Source organism: Janthinobacterium sp. GW821-FHT03C10 (genome assembly GCF_059420865.1).
Map to the genome: position 1 here is coordinate 484204 of NZ_JBWKUN010000003.1, position 22508 is coordinate 506711.

Genomic DNA, 22508 nt, shown 5'->3' on the forward strand with positions numbered 1-22508 from the left:
CGGTGCGCCGTAGACTGCGTTCATGCCTGCATCACGGACTAGGGAGAACGCATCATGTTAAAAAAATATACGGACTGGTACCGCAGCATCGATGAGGAATCGCTGCGGGTGCTGAAACACCCCGAAATGGCGACGCAGGTCCAGGGGCGGGTGCGCCGCTACGTCGCCATGAAGCTGGTCAAGCTGACGCCGATCGAGCGCCAGCAATTGCACGATTTCCTGCTCAAGTACCGTGGCGCCGGTTTTTACATCGCCGCGTTCAAGCTGATGCTGTTGTTCAGCGCCATCGGCGTCGTCCTGCACCTGCTGCTGCCGGCCCGCTTCGAATTGCTCAAGGCCCTGGTCTTCAGCAACGGCCTGGGCTTTGCGCTGGCGTGGGGCCTGGTGGGCGTCTGGTTCAATTACCGCAGTTCCGTGCGTTACAAGTTCAAGAAACTCCTGCTGATCGTCTCGACCTGCGCGGCTGGGGTGGCGGCCGGCGTGCTGCTGGCCGGCTTGAGCGATACCGGTTCCATGGCCATGGCTTTCGAGCGCTTGCTGCGCGTGGGCGGCGTTGCCCTGCTGGTGGCCGGTTTGTTCTACATGGTGCCGCTGGCGATCGTGACCACCTGGCGCAACCGGCAGTACGAAGCGCTGACCCTGCAGCTGCAGCAGGATGCCGAGCGCGACCGCCTGGCGCGCGAACTGAGCGAATCGCAGCTGCGCCTGCTGCGCGCGCAGATCGAGCCGCATTTCCTGTTCAATACCCTGGGCGCCGTGCAGCAGCTGGCCGAGCAGGGCGCCCCCAGGGCAGCGGCGCTGACGGCCGACCTGATCGCCTTCCTGCGCGCCAGCCTGGCGGAGATGCGCAGCGAGCAAGTGTCCTTGCAAAGCGAGTTCGACATGGTGGCCGCCTACCTGCGCGTGATGCAGGCGCGCATGGGCTCGCGCCTGCGCTATGCGCTGGACTTGCCGGCCGAGCTGGCGCACGCGACGATACCGAGCATGATCTTGCTGACCCTGGCGGAAAATGCCATCAAGCATGGTATTGAACCATCGTTGCGCGGCGGCGAGATCAGCCTGTCGGCGCTGCGGGTGGACGGCATGCTGCGCCTGCGCGTGCGGGACACGGGCATGGGCTTGCCGGAAAGCGGCGAGGGCAGCGTGCCCGGAGGCGGCCTGGGCCTGGAAAACGTGCGCAGCCGGCTGTTGCTGTCCGCTCCATCCGCCAGCTTGAGCCTGCGCAACGGCGAAGAGGGCGGCGTGATCGCTGACATAGTGTTGCCCATCAAAATTGCATCCAGCCTGAAAGAAGCCACCGCATGAATCCCACCATCCTGATCGCCGAAGACGAACCCCTGATGCGCGAGCGCCTGCAAATCCTGCTGGCGCAAGCCTGGCCCGAGGCGCAAGTCGTGCTGGTGGCGGAAAACGGCAACGATGCCTGGGACGGTTTCCTCGAACATGAGCCGGACGTGGTCTTCCTCGACATCCGCATGCCGGGCCTGTCGGGTCTGGAAGTGGCCGAGCGCATCGGCAAGCGGGCGCACGTGGTGTTCGTCACGGCCTACGACCAGTACGCCGTCGACGCGTTCGACGCGGGCGCCGTCGATTACCTGCTGAAACCCGTGCAGGCCGAGCGGCTGCAGCGGGCGCTGGCCCGCCTGCGCGACAAGCTGGGCGCCCAGCCGGCCGACATGGCCCATTTGCTGCAGTCGCTGCGCGCCGCCTTGCCGGCGCCGCCGCGCGACAAGCTGAAATGGATCAGGGCCAGCGTGGGCAGGCAGATCCGTTTGATCGACGTCAATGAAGTGCTGTTCTTCCAGGCCGACACCAAGTACACGCGCGTGGTGCTGGCCGGTTCGGAAGCGCTGGTGCGCACGCCGCTGAAGGATTTGCTTGGCGGCCTCGATCCGGAACAGTTCTGGCAAATCCACCGCGGCACCATGGTCAACGTGAAAGCCATCGAGGCGGCCGAACGCATCGACGCCGAGCGCATGCAGGTGCTGGTGCGGGGCAGCACGGAAAAGCTGCCCGTCAGCCGCACGTTTACCTATTTGTTCAGGGATTGATATGATGCCAATGTTTTTAATCTGATACTGAATGGACATCTCATGACAATCTTGCGCCGCTGGTTCACCGCCATCCTCCTCGCCTTGCTCTCCTGCACCGCCGCCACGGCCGCGCAGAAGGAGGAAAAGGTGGTGTACCACGTCAATGACGCCAGCAATGCCACGGCTGCGCTGAAAAATATCCGCAACCACCTCGACGCCAGCCCCAAAGCCACCATCGTGCTCGTCGCGCACGGCCCCGGCATCGATTTCCTGCTCGACGGCGCCACCGACAAGAACGGCACGCCGTATGACGCGGTGGTGCGTGAGCTGGTCCAGCGGGGCGTGAGCTTTCGCGTCTGTAATAACACCTTGCAAGGACGCAACATCGACCGCCAGCGCGTGCTGCCCGAAGCCGTCATCGTGCCCTCGGGCGTGGCCGAGCTGAGCCGCTTGCAGTGGCAGGAAGGCTATGTGTATATCAAGCCCTGAAGTCAGTGGGGGCGGGCAACGCTTACTGGATCTTGGCGATCGACACTTCCGTCGACTTGACCAGCGCGATGACCTCGCTGCCCACTTTCAGGTCCAGGTCCTTGATCGAGCGCGAGGTAATCACCGAAGTGACGATGCCGTGCGGCGTTTCCACGTCCACTTCGGACACCACGGGGCCAAAGATGATTTCCTTGATCTTGCCGCGAAACTGGTTGCGTACATTTACTTCCGAGATAGCCATGATGTTTCCTTTGCGTCCGTTATACGCCGTATGGCGCGACAGGGCCAGAGTACGGCGCGCGCACGCTTTTGACCACGAATCGATGCGCATATCGATATGCGCAAAGTGTGCGAATCCGCTGTTGCAAGCATATTATTCGCCTATACTCGTTTGCATTGACCTGGAGGTTTGCCATGCGCCCATTGCCCTTGCTGCTGCTGTTGCCCTCATTTGCCGTGCTGGCGGACCCCATCGCGGCGCTGCAGCCGATGGCCTTCCTGGCCGGGCATTGCTGGAAGGGCGAATTTCCTGGTGGCAAGCAAACGGATGAGCACTGTTTCCAGTGGCTGTACGGCGGCCAGATGCTGCGCGACGTACACACGGTGCGCAGTCCCGGCAAGCCCGATTACGTGGGCGAAACCACGTATTACCACGATCCCGCCGCAGGCAAGGTGGCGTTCCTGTATCTGGAAAACAGCGGCGGCCATAGCCGCGGCACGATGCTGCCGGCGGACGGCGGCCTCGACTTTCCCACCACGCAGTACGTGGGCGCCAGCGGCAAGGCGCTGACGTACCGCGTGCGCTGGACGCCATCGGGAAATGCCTATGAGGCGGCCAGCGAGATGCTGGTGGACGGGCGCTGGGTACCGCAATTCAAGCTGCTGCTGACGAAACAGTAAGGTTGCGCCGGCCACGCCTATTCCCCTGCGGGCTTGCTGCTGGCGGAAGGCGCCGTGTTGCCCTTCGGCTTGCTTGTCATTGGCATGACGACGCTCCCGTCGGCGGCGTCAGGCGAGTGCGCCGGGCCATCGTTGATGTCGAAGGTGATGCTGTATGGACGCGTCGTGCCGGGGCGCAGGTCTGCCGTCAGGACCTCCTTGCATTGGTTCATCACTTCCTTGTAGTGCTCCCACATTTCCACGTACTTCTTCGGATGGTTGATGAAAGTGATGCACATATCCGTCAAATAGCCCTTGTTCAAGATCATGTTGACGATCTCGGTGCTGGCTCTGGCCAGGTGCGCCGCCGTTTTGTCATTGACGTTGCTGGCATGCAGCGGTGTCGTCATGCCGCTTCGGCCGCTGGCGCCGGACTGGCTTTGCGCCAGCTGATCGGCTAGCTGGGCTTCGAGCTCGGCCCGTTCGGCGCGTGCCTGCGCCAGCGCCGCGCTGGAGCCGGCCTGTGCCTTGCCGGTCTTGCCATCCGTGCCGTTGTCAGAACTTGTGCTTTCCTGCGCTGTCTTAAGCAGGACGGCTTCCTTGTCACCGGCGGCCAGGGTAGCTGGCTTGATCTGGGCAGCGGCATCGGCTTGCAAGGCTTGTTCTTTCTTGATTGCCAGGTCGAGTCTGGCTTGTGTTGCCAGGGCGTCTTGCGAAGCCTGCAGGCGCTGTTTTGCCGCGGCAGCCACGTCGGTGTTGTCTTCGGGCAAGGACTGGCGCGCCACCACGGCGCCAGTCAGTTGCTCGATGGCCAATATGCCCAGGGTGAGGTCTTGCGAACGTTCCATCAGCAGCATGACGTCAGCATCGTTGAGCCACTTGTTTTGCGCATATTCGCAGATGTTGAACAGATGCTGGCGCATCAGCGTGATGCTTTGCGAGTGCAGCCCCACGCTGGCGGCATTGGCGCGCAGTGCATTGGAGAACGAGGCGCCATCGGCGCCCGCGTTGAGCGCGCTGCCGAATGCGGACGCGTACGACTGCAGGGCGTCCGGCGTTGGCTCGGCACAGGCCTTGCCGTCTTTCGTGACATGAATCACGCGCTGGGCCGCATCGAGGTGGATGGCCTTGCCATCGTCTGGCAAGTCGGTCGAGCGGTGGATGGTGTGCAGGTTGGCGCATGCGGACAGCGCCAGCAGGAGTGAAGCGCTCGCGGCCAGGCGCAAGGGCTTGTTGCCTGCGCGGACCAGGTGGAGAATGTTGCGATCGGTATCAATTGTATGCATGATGCTGCTCCTTGATGAGGGCGAAGTCGGAAAAACACTGGCGATGGCATGCGCATGGCGGCAGCCGTCGATGCCATGGTGCTTGCCGGACCGGTGCCGCGCATCCTTCATGTGAAGGATGCGGCGCCAGTTTTTACAGGGGCGGGGCAATTACAGGCAAGGGACGCGATGGACAAGGACGGCGCCGATCCCGTCATTGCCGCCTTTTACCGGGCGGCATTGGAACCGCTGCAGTGGAGCGTGGCCATGCGCGCGTTTTCCCGCCTGGCGGGCGGTGAGGTGGCCTGCTGTTTCCTGAAAGCGGAAACGGGCGCGGTACCCTCGCGCGGCCATGTCACCGGACTGGACCAGGGGGCCTGGGAGGATGGCTACCGGCGCTACTACCATGCGCTCGATCCCGGCTATGCGATTCTCACGCGCGCGCCGCCCGGGCGCATGCATCTGATGCAAGATTATTTCAGCGAGCAGGCCGTGGCGCGCAGCGAGTATTTCCAGGATTTCTATTTGCGCGCGGGAGTGCGCTATTCATGCAGCGGCGTCGTGCGGGACAACGGTGCGCTGACCATCCTGTCCGCGCACCGTGCGGCGGGCCAGGGCCCCTATGACCGCAACACGCGCGGCCAGCTGCAGCGCGTGCTCGACCATCTGCCGAATGTGTTTCGCCTGCGCGATACGGCACAGCAAGCCCAGGCGCATGGCGCGCTGGCCTGGGAAGCGCTCGATGCCTTGCCGCGCGCCATCTTGCTGGCCGATGCCTGCCTGCGGCTGGTTTTCATGAACCTGGCGGCGCAGCGGCTGTTGGGGGCCACGTCGCCGCTCGCCTCCGTGATCACCTTGCATGGCGGTAACGTGGTTGTGCGCATGAGTCAGCTGCAACAGCAACTGGCGCAGCGTGTGCGGCAAGCGTGTGCCGGGCTGGCGTGCCACCGTCCAGCCCCCTTGTATGCGAGCGATGAGGATGGCCGTCCGGCGCTGGAAATTGGCATCCTGCCCTTGCGCATAGGCCAGGCCGGCGGGGAGGGCGCCGGCCTGGCCATGCTGTCCTTGCGCCCCCTGTTCCGGGCAGGGCGGCATTGGCCCGGGGCGCTCGAGCGGCCATGCGGCTTGACGGGCGCCGAGTGGTCGCTGGCGCTGGCGCTGGCGGATGGCATGGAGCCTGCCGAGTACGCGCAGCGCAAGGGTGTGCGCATCAGCACCGTGCGCAGCCAGATCCAGGCCATCCTGGCCAAGACAGGCACGCGCCGCAGCAGCGAGATCGCCAGCCTGTTCAGCGCGCTGGAGTGGGACGCTGGCGCACCGCCATAAAAAAACCGGGACAAGTCCCGGTTTCTCGTTGATGCAGATCAGATTACTTCTGATAGATCTTGTCGAACTCGCCGCCATCGTCAAAGTGTTTCTTTTGTGCCTGTTTCCAGCCGCCAAACACGTCATCGATGGTGAACAGGGTGATCGGCTTGAAGCTGGCCGCGTATTTCTTCGCGACCGCGGCCGAACGGGGGCGCAGGTAGTGCTTGGCGACCAGTTCCTGACCCGCTTCCGAGTACAGGTATTGCAGGTAGGCCGTGGCTTCCTTGCGGATGCCGCGGCGGTCGACCACCTTGTCGACCACGGCCACGGGCGACTCGGCCAGGATGGAGATGCTTGGATACACCACTTCGAAGTTGTCGCCGAATTCGGCGCGCACCAGCTGCACTTCATTTTCAAACGTCACCAGCACGTCGCCGATTTCGCGCTGCGTGAAGGTGGTGGTGGCGCCGCGGCCGCCGCCGTCGAGCACGGGCACGTTCTTGAACAGCTTGGTCACCAGATCGCGCGCCTGCGCTTCGCTGCCGCCTTTTTTCACGGCATAGCCCCACGCCGCCAGGTAGGTGTAGCGGCCGTTGCCCGAGGTTTTCGGGTTCGGCACGATGACCTTGATGCCGGGCTTGGCCAGATCGTCCCAATCCTTGATGTGTTTCGGGTTGCCTTTGCGCACCAGATATACCATGGTGGAATAGAACGGCGTCGCATTGTTCGGGAATTTCCTGGCCCAGTCGGCCACCACGAGGCCGCGGTCGACGAGGATATCGATGTCATTGGCCTGGTTCATGGTTACGACGGACGCTTCCAGGCCGTCGGCCACGGAGCGCGCCTGCTTGCTCGAGCCGCCGTGCGACTGCTTGATGGTGATGGTTTCGCCCGTTTTGGCTTTCCAATCAGCAATAAATGCGGGATTCACATCCTTGAACAGTTCGCGCATCACGTCGTACGAGGCGTTCAGCAAGACCACGGGTTCGGCGGCGGACACGCTCATGGGCAGGCTCATGGCGGCAGCGGAAGCGGCCAGGGCGCTGGCCAGGAACCAGCGGCGCGAGCGTTGGGTGAGTGTCGCTGCGGCAGTCGATACGGCGTTGGAATGGGGCATGTTGAACTCTTGTTGTGAGAATAGACAGTCATAGTCTAAAATTCCGGCCGGAAAAGAAACGAATTTTTCGTAATATGCTTAGATCCGATTCCCGTTTGCGCTAAAAAACAGATATCGTTTTTTGGAAACATTCGTGGGCAAGGCGCGCATCAGCACTTAGTCTGCAGGCATGGCGCCATAGGCAAAACCGGCGCGTGGCGCGCGGCAAAAAACCCGATTGCGCCGCTTGGTGTATAGTCGAATCGCACGATACAGGGGTAAAGCCGCCTGCATCGGCAACTGGAATATTTTGTGAGCGTACATGAGTCTTGAAATTCGTATTGCAACATCGACCGACGCTTTCGAGGCGTGCAACGTATTACGACGCTCCATCGTCGAATGCTGCAGCCTCGACCATCGGGACGATCCGGCCATCCTGGAAGCCTGGCTGGGCAATAAAACACCGCAGATGGTGGCGTGCTGGTTCGCGTCGCCCACCAATTTTTCGCTGGTCGCAGTCGAGCAGGGTGCCGTCGTCGGCGTCGGCTTGCTGACGCGCGCCGGCAAGCTGGCCCTGTGCTATCTGCTGCCCGAAGCGCAAGGCCGCGGCGCCGGCAAGGCGCTGGTGGAGCAGCTGGAAGCGCAGGCGCGCGAGTGGGGCATCAAGGCCCTGCAACTGCACAGCACGGCCAGCAGCCAGGCCTTTTTCGTCAAGCAGGGCTATATCGAGGCGGGCAATGTGCGTTCGCCGTATGGCGTGGAAACGATTTTTTGCTGGAAACAGATTGACCCCGCGGGCATTGCCAGCGGCGACCCCAAGCGCAAGCGCTTCTGCAACTGCAATTCGGCCTGACGGCCCGCCAGCATTTCAGCCCGCCCATCCGGCGGCGGGCCTTTCCCTCCATTTGAATATTTCCCTTTAGTTTCCCTTCAGTAGCTGATCTGGATATACACGCCTTGCGGCGCGGCATCGTTTGCCGGCAGCAAGGTGCCGCCGGCAAACAGTTTCAGTTCGCCGGGCGCGAACGCCAGCCAGTCTTCGTCCTGCGTCAGCGGATGCGTGGCGATGACGGCGATGCGGTCGTCCAGGTGGTTGTGCTGGCGAAAATCGATGCTGCGCTCGCAATCGATCAGGTGCGCCACGGAAAACGGGTATTCGCGGATCACGTAGTGCAGATGCGTGGAACAGTGGGCAAACAGCAGCTCGCCGTCCGACAGGATGAAATTGAAGCTGCCGTGCGCGGCAATCTCGCGCGCCACCTCGGCGATGGCGGCGCGCAAGTCGGCGCGCGCGGGTTCACCGGCGGGAAACTGCGTGCGCAGACGGGCCAGCAGGTGGCAGAACGCCTGTTCGCTGTCCGTGTCGCCGCTGGCCTGGTAGTGGGCATTGGCGGGCGCGCGCCACGTTTTGAGGTCGCCGTTGTGGGCGAAGGACCAGGTCTTGCCCCACAGCTCGCGGGCGAACGGGTGGGTGTTTTCCGGCGCGATGCGGCCCTGCGTGGCCTTGCGGATGTGCGCGACGATGTTCTTCGCCTTCACGGGATGCCGCTGCACCTGGGCCGCCAGCGGGGAATCGATGGCGGCCAGGTGATCTGTCAGCAAGGTGCAGCCGCTACTGGAATGATAGGCGATGCCCCAGCCGTCGCGGTGCTCGTCCGTGCGGCCGCCCCGCTCGGCAAAGCCGGCAAAGGAAAATTCCAGCGCGGCCGGCTTGCTGCTGTTCATTGCGAGTAACTGGCACATGGCGGCCCTTCCTGATGGTATCGGTACACGCCCACAGTAAAGGCCGGGGCAGGCCGCTGGAACGAATGTTTCCGACTATCGTTATGCGCTGGCCGTGGCATCCCTTATGTGCTGGACGCATATCAAATGGCGAAACCATTCGTTCTCCTTTGGTTCGCCTTGCCTTAGTCTGCACGCTTTGGCGCCGCTTTTCCCGCGAGGACAGCCTGGCGCAGCCTTACGAAGGAGCATGTATGCCATTTCCCGTCCTGAAAAACTACCTGGCCCGCCTGTCGCACCAAACCCAGGCCGGCACCAGCGTCTGGCTCGACGGGGAGGGCAGGGCGCTGGGGCGCTTTTTCAATTGCACCATGACCAGCGCCTTCCAGCCGCTGCGCGAACTCGACAGCGGCAAGCTGGTGGCGTTCGAGGGGCTGGCGCGCAGCGTGTCGAAGGCGGACGAGGGCTTGTCGCTGTGGCGCTTGCTGGACCACGCGGCCAGCGACGACGAATCGGTGGAGCTGGACCGGCTGTGCCGCATGCTGCACGCCATTAATTTCTTCCGCCAGGGCGAAGCGGAGCAGTCGGACCTGTACCTGAACGTGCATGACCGCTTGCTCAGCGCCGTCAGCAGCAATCACGGCCACGCCTTCCAGCGCATCCTCGACGCGCTGGGCTTGCCCATCGAGCGCATCGTGCTGCAATTGCCGACGGTCACGCCGAACCAGGGTTGGCTGCTCAACTACGTGGCCGACAATTACCGGCGCAACGGTTTCCGCCTGGCCATCAACGTGGCCAGCGTGCAGGAGGCGGCGGGCATGCTGGAACGTTTGCACCCGCACGCGTTCAAGCTCGACGCGGGTAACCTCAGCGACGAGCAGGCCGTCGCCAGCTTCGTCAGCGTGTGCCATGCGGCGAAGATACGCGTCATCTTCAAGCGCCTCGACACGCCGGCCGCGCTGGCTGCGCTGCAGCGCATCGCCGCCATCACGGGCTTGCCCATCGTGGCCCAGGGATATTTATTGGACAAGCCCCTGACGGCGCTGGCGCAGGCAAATCGGGACGTTGCCGCCACTGCCTAGGGCGCCGGAAGTCGAAATGAGGGCGGCACGATAGGCATTGAGGGTTTTTCTTCGCAGCACAATACGCTATAGTATTCCCATCGTTACATTGGACTGACTATGGCATCGCGCAGAAATTTTCTACACCACGGTATGGGCCTGGCCGCGCTGGGCCTGGTAGCTACCCCTCTCATCGGCTGCGCCTCGCGCACGGCCGCTCCCGCCGCGGCTTCGGCCAGCGCCAAGCCGCGCGCGCCGCGCACGGGCGTGCCGCCCCAGCCGACGCAGCTGGCCAGCGTCGACCGCTCGATCACCGCGCAGTCGCGCCAGGCGATCACGGAACTGGAACCGCCACCCGACATCTTCGATGCGCAGGCGCTGGACCTGGAATTCTGGCTCAAGCCCCGCACCCTGGAAGTGGTGCGCCCGGCCAGCAATGAAAAGGCGAAATTGCTGTACTGGAAAGATGGCGAAGTCATCGATTCGGCCTACCAGGAACTGTGCCACCTGCTGCGCGACGTGAACGGCAAGAAGACGGCGCCCATCGACCCGAAACTGCTGGAAACCCTGTGGGGCACGCAAGCGTTCGTGGCCCGCTACGGCATCGAGCAGCCGCTGGAGATCCTGTCGGGCTACCGCACGGCCGAATCGAATGGCAAGCTGCGCGAAGCGGGCGTGCCGGCCGCGCGCCAGTCGCTGCACATCTCGGGCCGCGCCGCCGATATCCGCGTGGCGAATCTGAACGCGGAAGTGCTCGGTTCGCTGGTGCGCAGCTTCAAGCAGGGCGGCGTGGGCTTCTATTACCGCTCGGGACCCCGTGGCGGCTGGATCCATGCGGATACGGGATTGCAGCGCGTTTGGAAAGGCTAAGGCTTTCTAATCGTAGTGATACGGCGGCTCCGGCACGCTATCGGTGCTGGTGCGCCGCCATTCATCGAAATTCACGGGGCGTTCCCAGTAAATGCGCCAGCCCAGGCGCTGGCTGGTTTGCGCTTCGGGATGCTCGCGCAGATAGCCGTCGATAAAGCGGGTAAACTCCGAGACATAGCCGCCGCGGCGGTAGGGAAGTGGACGAGTCATGGCCCCTCCTGCTATCGAGATTTCTGCCATTCTATCGCCGGCGGCAGGAACGCGTCGCCCGTTTCCAGCTTCCCACGCTTCCCATTTCCCCTTCCCATGAAACTCTCCAGCCATAACATCGAACTGTTCCTGGCCGTCGTCGACGGCGGCTCGTTCTCGGCCGCCGCGCGCGCCTTGCGCCGGGCGCCGTCGGCCGTCAGCATGGCGATGGCCAACATCGAGGCGGAACTGGGCATCGCCCTGTTCGACCGGGGCGCGCGCGAAGCCGTGCCCACGCCGGCCGCGATGGCGCTGCTGCCCCACGCGCGCCTGATCGCCGAGCAGCTGAAGCAGTTGCACCTGCACGTGCAGGAATTGTCGCAGGGGCTGGAAAGCCGCATTTCGCTGGGTATCGCGGCCGAACTCGACCATGCGCCTTTTCTCGCCGCCGTGCGCGCGCTGTCGCAGCGCCATCCGCTGCTCGACATCGAGGTGCTGACGGCGCCGCAGGACGACGTGCTCGACATGCTGCACCGGGGCCGCATCAGCGCCTGCATGGCCTTTGCCGGCGGGCGCATCAATCACGAGGAACAGTTCCAGCTGGTGGGCAGCGATGCCTTGCTGGCGATTATCTCCACCCAGCATCCGCCCGACGCGGCGGGCCGGCCCCTGTATATCGAGGAATTGGTGAATTTGCGCCAGATCATCGTCGCCAGCCGGGAACTCGACCTGGCCGATGCGCGCCCCGTGGTGGGGCTGTCCTACTGGCGCACGGACAGCTTGCCGATGGCGCTGGCGATGGTGGAAGCGGGGCTGGGCTGGGGCAACTTCGCCGCCTCGGCCATCCAGGACTCGCTGGCGGCGGGGCGCGTGCGCCGCGTGGCGTTCAAGAATACGGGTAATGGCCTGGTCGTGCCCATCCACCTGGTGTGGATGAAGGACCGGCCGCTGGGCATGGCGGCGCGGTCCTTTCTTCAGTTGCTCAGCGAAGCGGCCTGAACGTCGCTGGGCTCTTCCTTCGGCTGCTGCGCCGACAGGGGCACGCCGAACAGGCCGTCGAAGAAGTAGTTGAAGATGAAGCTGTAGCAGGGGATGATCAGCATCAGCGCGAAGTCCAGCACGAAGGCTTGCCACAGGCTGATGTCGAGCCACCAGGCGATCAGCGGGATCAGGTAGATGACGAGCGTGATCTGGAAGCCGATCGCATGCAGGATGCGGCGCCAGACGGTGCGCGTGCGCGATACCTGGCGGATTTCCCAGTATTCGAACGCCGTGTTGTAGAGCAGGTTCCAGATCACGGCGATGGTGGTGATCATGATGGCCAGCGGGCCCGTGCTGGTGGGCGACTCGCCCGAAAGCAGGGTCAGCCAGGCCGTGGAAATGGCCATGCCAATGATTTCAAAGGCGGTGACGTAGACGATTTTGCGTTTGATGCCTTGCATGTAAAGCCTGTAAAGAAGAGATGGCGCGTATTTTAAGTCAGTCATGCTGATGTTAAAAGTTGATAGCTGTCAGTTTTCCTGATGTGTTGATGCGCGTAATCGCATATTGCCTGCGAACGAGGGATAATGGCGGCTGGCGGGCCAACGCTCCCGCGCATCACCGCAGAACATCACCGCAGAAAAGGTCACGAGCATGCAAGGCGCAGCAGACAGCAACATCCCCGATACCCCCGCCGGCGCGGACGAACGTCCCCGTTTCCGCCCCCGCCCGTGGGAGCACCTGGAGACGCCGTACGACGTGGAAGTGTGGATCGAGGAACATAACCGCAGCATGCAGGACAATATCCGCGCCACGGAAACGGGCGTGGGCATCTGCTTTACCCTGGCCGAGGGGGGCGACATCTATATGCAGACGAGCGCCGACGGCGCCGTCGTGCTCGACGTGACGCCGGACGCGGCCTGGGTGTCTCCCCTGATCAGCGCGGCCACGGGTTGCGAGACACCCGCTTCGTCCTTGTGGATATTGCCTGACGATAAGCTGATCCAGCTGATCGTGGGACTGTCCAGCCTGGTGGCCAGCACCTTGCTGGTGGTCGGCCATGATTTCGGCTTGCGCCGGCGCGGTATGGGGCAGGGCCGCTGACCGGCTTTGTTGTGGAAACGTTATCCGCGGCAGGCATGGCTCGACACTGCGCGTGACGCGTGCTAGTCTCGCTACTGCACCCACCTGTTTGCCAGGGCGGCGGTGCAAAGGATAGCCATGGACACACCACCGTCAGCAGTACCTGCTCCGGATTCCTCCCCGCGCGTCCACGACGGCGTGCCGCGGCACGTCGCGCCCCTGCTTGACGATGGCGTCTTCAGTCCGGAACGGATGAAGGCCGAACGCGAGCAAGCCTATTTCAACGATTTATACCTGCTCGCGCCCGTCGCCTATTTCGTGCTGGGCCTCGATGGCGTGATCCTGCAGGTCAACCTGGTGGCGGCCGAACTGTTCGGCCTGGCGCGCGGGCATCCCGGCCACGTGCTGTTCCGTTCCTTTGTCCACGAAGCGTTCCGCCACGATTACGAGCGGTTCGTGCAGCGCGTGCTCAATAGCAGCGAGCCCGAGCGTATCCAGCTGCAGGTGCAGCTGCCGCCGCCGCGTCCCGGCGCGCGCGAGGCCAGCTTGCCCGTCAGCCTGCTGGGCAGCGCCGATCCGAACGGCCAGGCGCTGCGCCTGGTGCTGGAGCAGGCCGAGGGCAAGCTGGCCGCGCTCGAACGCAGCGAAGAGCGTTTCCGGCGCATCGTGCACAGCGCCGAGGAGGGCATCTGGGAAATCGATGCGCAGGCGCTGACGAGCTTTGTCAATCCGAAGATGGCGCACATGCTCGATTGCCAGATCGAGGATATGCTGGGCCAGCCGCTGGCCGCCTTCATGGATGAGGAGGGGCGCGCCATCCTGGAGCGCAACATTGCGCGGCGCCAGGATGGCATTGTCGAGCGCCACGAATTCAAGTTCCTGCGGCGTGACGGCAGCACCTTGTGGGCCACCCTGGCCACCAACCCCATCTTCGATTCCAGCGGCACCTATCTGGGCGCGCTGGCGCTGGTCAGCGACATCACGGCGCAGCGCGCGGCGTCCGAGCGCATCTGGCGGCAAGCCAATTTCGACCAGCTGACGGGCTTGCCGAACCGCCACATGTTTCTCGACCGCTTGCAGCATGAGGCGGCCCATGCCAAACGCGAGGGCGCCTGCCTGGCCCTGCTGTTCATCGACCTCGACCATTTCAAGCAGGTGAATGACCGTCTCGGCCACGAGAAGGGCGACATGCTGCTGCGCCAGGCGGCGCGCCGCATCAGCGAGCGCGTGCGCGCCACGGATACGGTGGCGCGGCTGGGGGGCGACGAATTTACCGTCATCCTGGCCGGCGTGGGACAGCTGGGCGGCATCGAGCGCGTGCTGCAGGAACTGACGGCCGCGCTGGCCCTGCCTTTCATGCTCGACGGCGACACGGCGCAAGTGTCGGCCAGCGTGGGCGTGGCCCTGTATCCGGCCGACGCCGAGTCGCCGGACGCCTTGCTGCGGCATGCCGACCAGGCCATGTACGCGGCCAAGAGTGCGGGGCGCAACGGCTACAGCTATTTCACGCCGGCCTTGCAGCAGGCGGCCGAACTGCGCCGCAGCACGGTGCGCGAGATGCGCCTGGCGCTGGCGCAGGACCAGTTCGAAGTGCACTACCAGCCCATCATCCGCCTGCGCGATGGGGCCATCGAACGGGCCGAGGCGCTGCTGCGCTGGCGCCATCCGCTGCGCGGCTTGCTGGTGCCCGCCGATTTCATCGCCTTTGCCGAGGCGAACGGCCTGATCATCGATATCGGCGAGTGGGTGTTTCGCCAGGTCGTGCGCCAGGCGCGGCTGTGGCAGGATGAATATGGCCCTGCGTTCCAGATCTGCATCAACAAGTCGGCGATGGAATTTCGCTGCGACGCCGCGCTATACCAGGACTGGGGCGGCCATCTGGCGCGCCAGGGGCTGGCGCCGGGCGCCATCGCCATCGAGGCGAGGGAAGCGGTGCTGCTCGACGAGGGGCGCCAGGTGGTCGACCGCCTGCGCCAGTTCCGCGCCATGGGCCTGGCCCTGGCGCTCGACGATTTCGGCAGCGGGCAGGTGTCGCTCGCGTGCATCAAGAAGGCCGATATCGATTTTCTCAAGATCGGCCGTTCCCTGGTCGGCGAGCTGGGGCGCGAGGGCGCCGGGCAGGGCCTGTGCGAGGCGATCATCGCGCTGGCGCAGCGGCTGGGGCTGAAGGTCGTGGCCGAAGGCGTGGAGACGGCGTCGCAGCGCGATCTGCTGCGCGCCGCCGGCTGCGACTATGCGCAGGGCTATTTCTTCTCGCGCGCGCTGCCGGCGGGGCAGATGGACCGCCTGCTGGCGTCTCAGCCGGCGGCCTGAAGCGTCTCCTGCGTCTGCCCGCCGCCTTCCATCAGCTCTTCCACGGCGGCCAGCGTCTCGGCATCGCTGACCGAGGCCAGGGTCAGGCCCGGCGCCAGGATGACGCGGTAATGGCGGCTGGCCGGATAGAACCAGCGGTAGTTGTCGGTGCGGATGTAGTAGCCGACGATTTTCTTGTCGTACGCCGAGGCGATGTGGATCACCGACGTGTCGGGCGATAGCACCAGTTCGCAGCGCCGGATCAGGGCCGCCAGTTCCAGGATGTGGCCGGTGGTGGGCGCGCGCATCACGTTGGCATGGCCGGCGCCGCGCACGATCTCGGCGGCGCGCGCCTCGGTGCCCGGCGCGGCGATCACCAGCAGCGCATGGCGCGGATAGCGTGCCGCCAGGGCGGCGCAGCAGCGCTGGGCGTCGGCCACGCTGACCGTGCGCTGCGCATTGCTGCCCTGAAAATTGAGGCAAAACAAGCCTGCATGCGTGCGCAGCAGGGTGTCGCAGGCGGCATCGACCCGGGCCGCGTGCGTGTCCACGCCGAACAGTTCGTAGCGCATATCGATGTCGCGCAAGCCAAATTGTTCGAACGTGGCGAAAAAGCTGTGCAGGATGTGGCGGCTGCGGTCGCATGGCACCGTATGGTCGAACATGCCCAGCTTCGCCGTCGAGGTGCCGTACTTGGGAATGGCAAAGCCCGTCAAGTAGCGCGCACCGAGCCATTTGATACGCAGCAGCAAGGGAATCGAAAAGCGGTTGTAGGGATTGAAGATGACGTCGTAGCGGCGCCGGCGCAGGTCGGCGATGGTGGTGCGCAAGTCGCGCAGCAGCGGCTGCTTGTCCCAGATGAGGATCTCGTTCACGTGCGGGTTGTCGGCGATGACATCGCGGTTGGCGCTGCTGGCGGCCACGTCGATCTGCCAGTGCGGATAGTTTTTCTTCAGCTCGCGCAGCAGGGCCGAGGTGACGATCATGTCGCCGATCTTGTCATTGCGCAAAATCAGTACCTTGTGCACCTTGGCAATATCGAGGGGCTGCTTGCCGGATTTGCCCAGCAGGGCATAGCTGATCAGCCGGGCGGCGGTTTTTATCAAGGAAACTCCGGAAGTGGATGGCGACAGCAGCATCTTACGGATTGGCTATGTCACCGTCAAATGTGGGAACTCTCCCAGCGTTGCCTTCAATAATGTTTCTGGGGAGCGGATGCGCCCGGCGTCCAGTATCCAGCGCCACCCCAGGTAATTCGGCAGATAACGGCTGGCCACGCCATGGAAGATGCGCAGCCAGCCGCGCAAGCGGCTGTGATACGCGTTGACGTTCTGCACGTGGGCGGCGCCCTGCACGCGGATGCCGGCACGCAAGTTGACGGCCTGGTGACTGATGCCCGCTTCACGCGCGAAGGCGCGATAGGCAGCGTGGCCGTCGGTCATCAGCAAGACGTCCTTGTCGATCACGGGTGGCAGGCAAGCATGCAGCTGCGCCTTGGTCAGCGCCCCTTTTCCCGCGACGAAATCGAGGGTTTGTCCCGTGCGGTCACGCGCCACCAGGATGCAGACTTGTTCACTTGAAATGCCGCGCTTGTGGGCATGGCCACCACGGCGGCGCGCCGGCCGCGTCAGATGCCGCGCGCCCTTTTCTGACTCCAGCACATACAGCTCGTCCGCTTCGGCGATGCCATGCAGGCAATGGGGCCGGTCCGTCTTGGCCAGGCTTAAAAACCGGTGACGCCAGCGAAAGGCGGTGTTGCGGTGCACGCCCAGCTGGCTTGCTGCCTTGCGCACGGAAGCCGACTCGAGCAGGCAGTCGGCGTAGTCGAGCCACAATGTCTTGTGGCGCAAGCGGGCCAGCGGCGTGCCGGTGAGCGCATTGAAGGTGCGCCCGCACGGCACGCAACGGTAGCGCTGCAGTCCGTGCGCATGACCGTGCCGGTGCGCATGGCTGCTGTTGCAGGCGGGACAGTGTAGCCGCTGCCGGGCCACGCTTTCGACCAGTGCCACGACGGCGTTCTGCGATCCTGCCCCGCGCAGCAGAGCAGTGCTCGCCAGACGCTGGCGACGGCTCAGTGCGGCAAACTGGGCGATGAAGGTTTTCCATTCGGCTGGCTGCATGGAAGGCTCCCGTTTGTCTGATATGAACAGTCAGACAGCCGGGGCTGGGGAAGATTCCTTGAGTTCCCCTATTTGTCGGGGACAGAGCCTACGGATTTTCACCGTCCTGAGCCAGGGGGCGTGCCCCATTATTGCCGCGTGCGCCAGGGCGGCGCACGGGCGAAGAGCGCTTATTCCAGGCCCAGCAGGGCGACGACTCTTTCGCGGCTGATGCCGACCAATGCCGAGCTGATCGCCAGCAGCGATTCGTAGCCGGGCTCGCTGGCCTTTTGCGTGAAGTTTTCCGCCAGGGTATCCATGCTGACGTTCACCTGCACCGGTTGTGCGCGGGCGACCCGTCCCGTCGCCTGCGCCAGGGCCAGGCTGACGGCGCTGCGCGCCGCCTGCAGCTGCGCCAGCGCCTGCACCACTTGCTGCAGGGTGGCGCGCAGGGCTTCCACGTCGCCCGTATTCCATTCTTCCGGGGCGATGGCGGCCGGCTCCGCATCCGTGCGCACGCGGCTCATCTGGCCGGTCGGGTAGCGGATGCCGCTGCCGCGCACGGACAGGCTGTCGCGCACGTTGGCCCAGGCCGCTTCCGGCGTGCTGAACACTAGTTCGCCGTTCTCGCCCTGCTTGACGCTGATGCCTGACGGCATGAGGGCGCGGTCGAAGCGCGAGACGATTTCGTTCGCGCTCAGGCCAGGCTCGATATTGACCGAGCGCAAGGCCTGGTTCGCGCCGCCCACGGAAAACGCCAGCACTTCCTGCGGGCCTTCCTGCAGGCTGGCCATGGTCAGGCCGCGGATGCTGAATTGCTGCTGTGCCGCCTGCGGGCTGGTATAGCTGAGCTGTGCGTCGAGCGTGCCACCCGAGGCGCTGGCGCGCTGGCGCCAGGTATTGCTGAACTGGCGCACTCTTGCCTCGACTTGCCCTTCGCGGCCCTGGCGCGCGGCCAGCTTGGCCGCCAGCTCGCTTTTCAGCGCCTGCAGCTGGCTGCTGCTGCGTTCCAGGTAATCGAGTGTTTGCTGCGCGTTGGAAATCTCCCCCTGCAACTGGTGATCCCAGTTGCTCAGGCCACGCTGCAGGCTCGCCGTCGACCTCTTCGCCGCCGGCGCCTCGCTGCGCGCGCTGGCGCTGCCGTTGATGGCGGCGGACGCGTCATCGACGACGCGGGCGGTGCCGGCGCCTTTGGCATTGACGCCGGAAGAGGAGGAGGTCTGAACGATTTGCATGATGGTCAGAGAAGATCAAACAGGGAAATAGTGCCAACCTTGGCGTAGGCCTTGTATGTTGCCTGCAGGGCCGTCTGGTAGCCGGTCAGTTCAATGGCCGCCGCGCCCATGTCGGTCTTTTTCAGGTCCAGCAGGGCCGAATTGTTCGACAGCGAGACATTGGCCAGGTTGCCCGACAGCGTGGTAAGGATGTTTTGCGCGCCGCCGAAGATGGCGATCTTGCCTGAGAGTAAATCCATGCCGTCATCGGTGCCGCCGAGGCCGTCGTTGACGATGGCGCGCACGGCCGGATCGTTGGGGTTCACGCCCGGCGCACCGAGGGTGGCGACGACCTGGTCGATCTTGTTGAGCCATACTTCCAGGTTCTTCACGTCGACGTTGGCCGCCTGCGTCACGCCATTGCCGACCACCACGGTTTGCGTGTCGGTATTGCCGATGTAGCTGTAGCGCGAGCCGACGGCCGCCGCCGGGTCGTACTTGATCGCTGGCTGGTCGGTGGCGGTGCCGGAAAACATGTAGCGGCCTTCCTGGTCCTTCAGGTTGGCCGTGTACAGCACGCTGTCGCGCATGGCCGTCAGCGATTGCGTCATCGCGTTCAGGTCGCCCGGCGTATTGCTGCCGTCGGCGGCCCACACGAGCAGGTCGCGCGCCTGGCCCATGTCGGTGACCATGCTCGACAGGTAGTTTTCATTCTTCAGCAGGCGCACTTTGACCGTGGCGATATTGTCCTGGTACTGGGTGACCATGGCTTGCTCGCGCGTCAGGCGCGAAATGCGCACGTTGCCGATCGGATCGTCCGATGGCAGCTGGATGCGCAGGCCCGACGACATCTGCTGGGTCAGGAAGTTGATGCGTTCCTGATTTTGCTGAAGCGAAATATTGATCAGCGATTGGTACTGGCTACTGGCGACACGCATGATCTTCTCCTTAACCCATCATTTGCAAGGTGGCGTCAAACAAGCTGTTCGCCACGGAAATGACTTTCATGTTTGCTTGATACATATTCTGGAATTCGACCAGGCTCATCGCTTCTTCATCCTTGTTCACGCCGCTGGTCGATTTCCAGTCGTCGATCGCTTGCGAGCGCACCGTGTTGGCCGTCTTCAGCAAGGACTGGTTCTGCTGGCTGTAGATGCCCAGCTTGCCGACCAGCTGCGTATCCGCGTCGCTCATCAGGACAGAACCCACCCAGCTGACGGTGATCGGCTGATTCTTGATTTCGATCAATTTTTGCAAGTTGCCGCTGTCGCCGGCCTGGCCCGTCAGCGACAGGGCCAGGTCCTTGGCGTTGAAGCCGGGGGTAATGCTCAACTTGCCATTCGCGTAGACCAGCAGGGGACCGCCGGCCGTGCCAGCCATGGTCTTGCCCAGGGCCAGCTGCGCGTTGACCTTGCTGGTCAGCTGGGTTGCCATGTCTTGCAGCGACTGCTGCAGCGGTTTCAGGGTGTTTTGCTCGAACTCGCCCAGGCCGCCCATCTGGCCGCCGATGGCCACCGGGTCGAGGGTGTACGTCGACTTGGCGAAATCGAGACTCAGGGTTTGTTCGCCCGTGTTCGTCATGTTGCTGCTCAGGGTGCCGGCCAGGCTGCCGATGACCAGCGGCTGGCCCGACTTCAGCGAGACATTGCGCGAGCCGTCCGGCTGGTCGAGCACTTCGATACCCATTTGCGAGGCCAGGCCATCGATCAGCTGGTCGCGCGCATCCATCAGCGACGACACATTCGTGCCCGCCGCCGTGGACGTGCTGATGCGCTGGTTCAGCGCGGCGATATTCGCCAGCGTGGTATTGGCTTGCGGCACGATCGCCGAGCGTTGCTGCTGCACCGACAGCAACTGGTTGCTCATGACGGTGCTGATGCTGTTGAAGCGCTGCGCCATGGCGTCGGCGGAGGTGACGATCTGCTGGCGCAGCGGCGTCGACGTCGGGTCGACGGCCGAGGCGTTCAGGGCGGCGAAAAAGCCGTCGATGCCGTTGCTGATGCTGGAAGCGTCGTCGCCCATCACCCGCTCGAGCTGGGTCAGGTAAGGCTGGGTCTGCGACCGGGCGCCCTGATCGGACGCGGCGCGCCACATTTGCTGGCTCTTATAGGCATCGGCAAAGCGCAGCAGGGCGGACACTTCCACGCCATTGCCGGCCGAGCGCACGCCCACGCCGGCGCCAAGCGAGGACAACAGCACGCCCTGGCGCGTGTAGCCCGCCGTTTGCAGGTTGGCGATGTTCTGGCTGGCCGCGTTGAGTGCGGCCTGGGCGGCGATGCTGCCTGACAATGCATTGCTGATGATGCTCATTGGGCAAGTTTCTTTCGTGAAGAGAGTGGCGCGTGCGGGTGGGCAGGCATTGATTCGTTGTTACCTTGTACAGGCGACGCTTCAGACGGATTTATTAAGCGGCGCTGCAATATTGTCGGTCTTGACAGCGCCACGGGCCGCCACGGGAGCGCCGGCAGGCGGCAGCAGCTGGCGCAGGATGGCGTCGGCGATGCCGAACGCGCGCTGGCCGGCCATCTTGTCGGCCACCAGATTGTCGGCCATTTCCAGCATGTCGCTGTTGACGGGGTCCTTGAAGACGCTGTCCTCGCCCGCCATCTCGCGCGTGCCCGAACGCATCTGGCGCAGCATGTGCGAGATGAAGAAGGCTTCGAACTTGACGGCCGCCTCGGTGGCCTTGGCCGCATAGCGGGGATCGGCCGGCGTGGCTGCCGCAGGGGAGCGGTCGTCGAGCGCCGAGGGCAGGGCGCTGCTGCTGTCGTTTACATTCATTTCCATTCCGCTTTCAGTGCCACGTTAGATGACCACCAGTTCGCCCTCGATGGCGCCGGCCTGGTCGAGGGCTTGCAGAATTGCCATGATGTCGTCGGGCGAGGCGCCCAGGCTGTTGACGACGTCGATGATCGACTGCAGCTTGGCGCCGGCCGGCCATTTGAACATATTGCCGTTGCCCTGGTCGACGGACACTTTCGACTGCGGCGTGACGGTGGTCTGGCCGCGGCCGAACGGCGCCGGCTGGCTGACGGCCGAGCTTTCCGAAATGACCACTTTCAGCGAGCCGTGCGTGACGGCGGCGGCCTTGACGCGCAAGCCTTCGGCGATGACCACGGTGCCGGTGCGCGAATTGAACACCACTTTCGGCGTATCGACGCCCACGTCGACGGAGAGCGCTTCGAGCTTGGCCATGAAGGCCACGCGCTGGGTCGGGTTTTCCGGCGCCAGCACTTCCACGCTGGTGGCGTCGCGCGTGGTGGCGACGGCGCCGAAGCGGCGGTTGACGGCTTCGACGATATTGATGGCCGTCTCGAAATGCGGGTGGCGCAAGTTCAGGGTGACGGTCGGCTTGGTGGAGAAATCGCTGAGAATCTCGCGCTCGATGTTGGCGCCGTTGGGAATGCGGCCCGAGGTGGGGGTGTTGACGGTGACGGACGAGCCGCTCTTGCCAGTGGCGTTGAGGCCGCCGACGACGACGTTGCCTTGCGCCAGCGCATACGTTTCATTGTCGGCCGCGCGCAATGGCGTCAGCAGCAAGGTGCCGCCGCGCAAGCTTTTCGCGTCGCCCAGGGAGGAGACGGTGACGTCGATGGCCTGGCCGCGGCGGTATCCTGGTGGAAATACGGCGCTGACCATGACGGTGGCGACGTTCTTGCTTTTCGCTTCGGCGCCGTCCGGCATCTTCACGCCGAACTGCTTGAGCATGTTGACCACGGACTGGCTGGAAAACTTCACCTGGGTGGTGTCGCCGCTGCCGTTCAGGCCCACGACGAGGCCATAGCCGACCAGCGGGTTGTCGCGCACGCCTTCGATGCTGACCAGGTTGCGCAGCACTTGCGCGGCGCTGGCGGGCAGGGCGAGGCCGGAGAGCGCGGCCAGCATGGCTGCCAGGGGCAGGGCGGAACGAAATTTCATGAGCTCACC

At 64.2% G+C, this 22508-nt stretch carries 24 protein-coding genes; 11 read left to right on the forward strand and 13 right to left on the reverse strand.

Going from position 1 to position 22508, the window contains the following annotated elements; all coding sequences use genetic code 11:
* Positions 1-54: 54 nt before the first annotated feature.
* Genes AC07VH_RS13345 through AC07VH_RS13355 form a run of 3 tightly spaced genes read left to right on the forward strand, consistent with a single transcriptional unit; the run spans position 55 to position 2522 of the window.
* On the forward strand, positions 55-1305 hold the full coding sequence (locus AC07VH_RS13345; RefSeq protein ID WP_494789079.1) for a sensor histidine kinase: 1251 nt from the start codon (positions 55-57) through the stop codon (positions 1303-1305).
* The gene (locus AC07VH_RS13350) at positions 1302-2051 is read left to right on the forward strand and encodes a LytR/AlgR family response regulator transcription factor (RefSeq protein WP_494789080.1); all 750 of its coding nucleotides are present in this window, start codon (positions 1302-1304) and stop codon (positions 2049-2051) included. Before AC07VH_RS13345 ends, AC07VH_RS13350 begins: the two co-directional genes overlap by 4 nt.
* A 42-nt stretch (positions 2052-2093) precedes the next feature.
* Positions 2094-2522, forward strand: a complete 429-nt coding sequence (locus AC07VH_RS13355; RefSeq protein WP_494789081.1) for a DsrE family protein — start codon at positions 2094-2096, stop codon at positions 2520-2522.
* A gap of 22 nt (positions 2523-2544) precedes the next feature.
* Here the strand turns inward: AC07VH_RS13355 and AC07VH_RS13360 are convergent, their stop codons facing one another.
* Positions 2545-2763 (reverse strand): TOBE domain-containing protein, encoded by a 219-nt coding sequence (locus AC07VH_RS13360; RefSeq protein WP_034757699.1) that lies wholly within the window; start codon positions 2761-2763, stop codon positions 2545-2547.
* Between the two features lie 173 nt (positions 2764-2936).
* Between AC07VH_RS13360 and AC07VH_RS13365 the strand changes: the two genes are divergently transcribed.
* Positions 2937-3422 carry a hypothetical protein gene (locus AC07VH_RS13365; RefSeq protein ID WP_494789082.1) on the forward strand — a complete coding sequence of 162 codons (486 nt, stop codon included), beginning with the start codon at positions 2937-2939 and terminating at the stop codon, positions 3420-3422.
* Positions 3423-3439: 17 nt separating this feature from the next.
* Here the strand turns inward: AC07VH_RS13365 and AC07VH_RS13370 are convergent, their stop codons facing one another.
* The gene (locus AC07VH_RS13370; protein WP_494789083.1) at positions 3440-4687 is read right to left on the reverse strand and encodes a hypothetical protein; all 1248 of its coding nucleotides are present in this window, start codon (positions 4685-4687) and stop codon (positions 3440-3442) included.
* A 48-nt stretch (positions 4688-4735) separates the two neighbouring features.
* Here AC07VH_RS13370 and AC07VH_RS13375 point away from each other — a divergent pair, with 48 nt between their 5' ends.
* Positions 4736-5992, forward strand: coding sequence for a helix-turn-helix transcriptional regulator (locus tag AC07VH_RS13375; protein WP_494789084.1), 1257 nt, complete (start codon positions 4736-4738; stop codon positions 5990-5992).
* Between the two features lie 43 nt (positions 5993-6035).
* On the opposite strand, the gene AC07VH_RS13380 is transcribed toward AC07VH_RS13375, so the two are convergent.
* Positions 6036-7091 carry a sulfate ABC transporter substrate-binding protein gene (locus tag AC07VH_RS13380; protein ID WP_494789085.1) on the reverse strand — a complete coding sequence of 352 codons (1056 nt, stop codon included), beginning with the start codon at positions 7089-7091 and terminating at the stop codon, positions 6036-6038.
* A 301-nt stretch (positions 7092-7392) separates the two neighbouring features.
* Between AC07VH_RS13380 and AC07VH_RS13385 the strand changes: the two genes are divergently transcribed.
* On the forward strand, positions 7393-7923 hold the full coding sequence (locus tag AC07VH_RS13385; protein ID WP_070291260.1) for a GNAT family N-acetyltransferase: 531 nt from the start codon (positions 7393-7395) through the stop codon (positions 7921-7923).
* Between the two features lie 77 nt (positions 7924-8000).
* Here AC07VH_RS13385 and AC07VH_RS13390 read toward each other — a convergent pair whose 3' ends face one another.
* Positions 8001-8813, reverse strand: a complete 813-nt coding sequence (locus AC07VH_RS13390) for a class II glutamine amidotransferase (protein WP_494789086.1) — start codon at positions 8811-8813, stop codon at positions 8001-8003.
* A gap of 233 nt (positions 8814-9046) precedes the next feature.
* Here AC07VH_RS13390 and AC07VH_RS13395 point away from each other — a divergent pair, with 233 nt between their 5' ends.
* Both AC07VH_RS13395 and AC07VH_RS13400 read left to right on the forward strand, forming a co-directional pair.
* Positions 9047-9874, forward strand: coding sequence for an EAL domain-containing protein (locus AC07VH_RS13395; RefSeq protein ID WP_475415813.1), 828 nt, complete (start codon positions 9047-9049; stop codon positions 9872-9874).
* A 99-nt stretch (positions 9875-9973) separates the two neighbouring features.
* On the forward strand, positions 9974-10723 hold the full coding sequence (locus AC07VH_RS13400; protein ID WP_489627899.1) for a YcbK family protein: 750 nt from the start codon (positions 9974-9976) through the stop codon (positions 10721-10723).
* Between the two features lie 6 nt (positions 10724-10729).
* Here AC07VH_RS13400 and AC07VH_RS13405 read toward each other — a convergent pair whose 3' ends face one another.
* Positions 10730-10933, reverse strand: a complete 204-nt coding sequence (locus AC07VH_RS13405) for a DUF3460 family protein (protein WP_475415815.1) — start codon at positions 10931-10933, stop codon at positions 10730-10732.
* Between the two features lie 96 nt (positions 10934-11029).
* Between AC07VH_RS13405 and AC07VH_RS13410 the strand changes: the two genes are divergently transcribed.
* On the forward strand, positions 11030-11911 hold the full coding sequence (locus AC07VH_RS13410) for a LysR family transcriptional regulator (RefSeq protein ID WP_489627898.1): 882 nt from the start codon (positions 11030-11032) through the stop codon (positions 11909-11911).
* Here the strand turns inward: AC07VH_RS13410 and AC07VH_RS13415 are convergent.
* Positions 11887-12354 carry a PACE efflux transporter gene (locus tag AC07VH_RS13415; RefSeq protein WP_314608180.1) on the reverse strand — a complete coding sequence of 156 codons (468 nt, stop codon included), beginning with the start codon at positions 12352-12354 and terminating at the stop codon, positions 11887-11889. The two genes, AC07VH_RS13410 and AC07VH_RS13415, sit on opposite strands and share 25 nt — an antisense overlap.
* A gap of 193 nt (positions 12355-12547) precedes the next feature.
* Between AC07VH_RS13415 and AC07VH_RS13420 the strand changes: the two genes are divergently transcribed.
* Together AC07VH_RS13420 and AC07VH_RS13425 are read left to right on the forward strand one after the other, a co-directional pair.
* Positions 12548-12997, forward strand: a complete 450-nt coding sequence (locus AC07VH_RS13420; RefSeq protein WP_494789087.1) for a hypothetical protein — start codon at positions 12548-12550, stop codon at positions 12995-12997.
* Between the two features lie 117 nt (positions 12998-13114).
* Positions 13115-15289 carry a putative bifunctional diguanylate cyclase/phosphodiesterase gene (locus AC07VH_RS13425; RefSeq protein WP_475415818.1) on the forward strand — a complete coding sequence of 725 codons (2175 nt, stop codon included), beginning with the start codon at positions 13115-13117 and terminating at the stop codon, positions 15287-15289.
* On the opposite strand, the gene AC07VH_RS13430 is transcribed toward AC07VH_RS13425, so the two are convergent.
* The 7 genes from AC07VH_RS13430 to AC07VH_RS13460 form a co-directional block, all read right to left on the reverse strand.
* Entirely contained in the window at positions 15274-16374 is a 1101-nt protein-coding gene (locus AC07VH_RS13430; RefSeq protein ID WP_494789088.1) for a glycosyltransferase family 9 protein, read from the reverse strand. The genes AC07VH_RS13425 and AC07VH_RS13430 overlap by 16 nt on opposite strands.
* 45 nt (positions 16375-16419) lie before the next feature.
* The gene (locus tag AC07VH_RS13435; RefSeq protein WP_475415820.1) at positions 16420-17388 is read right to left on the reverse strand and encodes an IS1595 family transposase; all 969 of its coding nucleotides are present in this window, start codon (positions 17386-17388) and stop codon (positions 16420-16422) included.
* 170 nt (positions 17389-17558) lie between these two features.
* Positions 17559-18602: a hypothetical protein gene (locus AC07VH_RS13440; RefSeq protein ID WP_489627893.1), complete on the reverse strand. Its 1044-nt coding sequence runs from the start codon at positions 18600-18602 to the stop codon at positions 17559-17561.
* A gap of 5 nt (positions 18603-18607) precedes the next feature.
* On the reverse strand, positions 18608-19519 hold the full coding sequence (gene flgL, locus AC07VH_RS13445) for a flagellar hook-associated protein FlgL (protein WP_475415822.1): 912 nt from the start codon (positions 19517-19519) through the stop codon (positions 18608-18610).
* A 10-nt stretch (positions 19520-19529) separates the two neighbouring features.
* Positions 19530-20891, reverse strand: coding sequence for a flagellar hook-associated protein FlgK (gene flgK / locus AC07VH_RS13450; protein WP_475415823.1), 1362 nt, complete (start codon positions 20889-20891; stop codon positions 19530-19532).
* Between the two features lie 81 nt (positions 20892-20972).
* Positions 20973-21368, reverse strand: a complete 396-nt coding sequence (locus AC07VH_RS13455) for a rod-binding protein (RefSeq protein ID WP_494789089.1) — start codon at positions 21366-21368, stop codon at positions 20973-20975.
* An 18-nt stretch (positions 21369-21386) separates the two neighbouring features.
* Positions 21387-22499: a flagellar basal body P-ring protein FlgI gene (locus AC07VH_RS13460; protein WP_475415825.1), complete on the reverse strand. Its 1113-nt coding sequence runs from the start codon at positions 22497-22499 to the stop codon at positions 21387-21389.
* Positions 22500-22508 lie beyond the last annotated feature (9 nt).

Bases quoted from the DNA above. Each gene is read 5' to 3' on its own strand.
- AC07VH_RS13345 (WP_494789079.1), top strand. From the start codon at position 55: ATGTTAAAAAAATATACGGACTGGTACCGCAGCATCGATGAGGAATCG.
- AC07VH_RS13350 (WP_494789080.1), top strand. From the start codon at position 1,302: ATGAATCCCACCATCCTGATCGCCGAAGACGAACCCCTGATGCGCGAG.
- AC07VH_RS13355 (WP_494789081.1), top strand. From the start codon at position 2,094: ATGACAATCTTGCGCCGCTGGTTCACCGCCATCCTCCTCGCCTTGCTC.
- AC07VH_RS13360 (WP_034757699.1), bottom strand. From the start codon at position 2,763: ATGGCTATCTCGGAAGTAAATGTACGCAACCAGTTTCGCGGCAAGATC.
- AC07VH_RS13365 (WP_494789082.1), top strand. From the start codon at position 2,937: ATGCGCCCATTGCCCTTGCTGCTGCTGTTGCCCTCATTTGCCGTGCTG.
- AC07VH_RS13370 (WP_494789083.1), bottom strand. From the start codon at position 4,687: ATGCATACAATTGATACCGATCGCAACATTCTCCACCTGGTCCGCGCA.
- AC07VH_RS13375 (WP_494789084.1), top strand. From the start codon at position 4,736: ATGCGCATGGCGGCAGCCGTCGATGCCATGGTGCTTGCCGGACCGGTG.
- AC07VH_RS13380 (WP_494789085.1), bottom strand. From the start codon at position 7,091: ATGCCCCATTCCAACGCCGTATCGACTGCCGCAGCGACACTCACCCAA.
- AC07VH_RS13385 (WP_070291260.1), top strand. From the start codon at position 7,393: ATGAGTCTTGAAATTCGTATTGCAACATCGACCGACGCTTTCGAGGCG.
- AC07VH_RS13390 (WP_494789086.1), bottom strand. From the start codon at position 8,813: ATGTGCCAGTTACTCGCAATGAACAGCAGCAAGCCGGCCGCGCTGGAA.
- AC07VH_RS13395 (WP_475415813.1), top strand. From the start codon at position 9,047: ATGCCATTTCCCGTCCTGAAAAACTACCTGGCCCGCCTGTCGCACCAA.
- AC07VH_RS13400 (WP_489627899.1), top strand. From the start codon at position 9,974: ATGGCATCGCGCAGAAATTTTCTACACCACGGTATGGGCCTGGCCGCG.
- AC07VH_RS13405 (WP_475415815.1), bottom strand. From the start codon at position 10,933: ATGACTCGTCCACTTCCCTACCGCCGCGGCGGCTATGTCTCGGAGTTT.
- AC07VH_RS13410 (WP_489627898.1), top strand. From the start codon at position 11,030: ATGAAACTCTCCAGCCATAACATCGAACTGTTCCTGGCCGTCGTCGAC.
- AC07VH_RS13415 (WP_314608180.1), bottom strand. From the start codon at position 12,354: ATGCAAGGCATCAAACGCAAAATCGTCTACGTCACCGCCTTTGAAATC.
- AC07VH_RS13420 (WP_494789087.1), top strand. From the start codon at position 12,548: ATGCAAGGCGCAGCAGACAGCAACATCCCCGATACCCCCGCCGGCGCG.
- AC07VH_RS13425 (WP_475415818.1), top strand. From the start codon at position 13,115: ATGGACACACCACCGTCAGCAGTACCTGCTCCGGATTCCTCCCCGCGC.
- AC07VH_RS13435 (WP_475415820.1), bottom strand. From the start codon at position 17,388: ATGCAGCCAGCCGAATGGAAAACCTTCATCGCCCAGTTTGCCGCACTG.
- AC07VH_RS13440 (WP_489627893.1), bottom strand. From the start codon at position 18,602: ATGCAAATCGTTCAGACCTCCTCCTCTTCCGGCGTCAATGCCAAAGGC.
- flgL (WP_475415822.1), bottom strand. From the start codon at position 19,519: ATGCGTGTCGCCAGTAGCCAGTACCAATCGCTGATCAATATTTCGCTT.
- flgK (WP_475415823.1), bottom strand. From the start codon at position 20,891: ATGAGCATCATCAGCAATGCATTGTCAGGCAGCATCGCCGCCCAGGCC.
- AC07VH_RS13455 (WP_494789089.1), bottom strand. From the start codon at position 21,368: ATGGAAATGAATGTAAACGACAGCAGCAGCGCCCTGCCCTCGGCGCTC.
- AC07VH_RS13460 (WP_475415825.1), bottom strand. From the start codon at position 22,499: ATGAAATTTCGTTCCGCCCTGCCCCTGGCAGCCATGCTGGCCGCGCTC.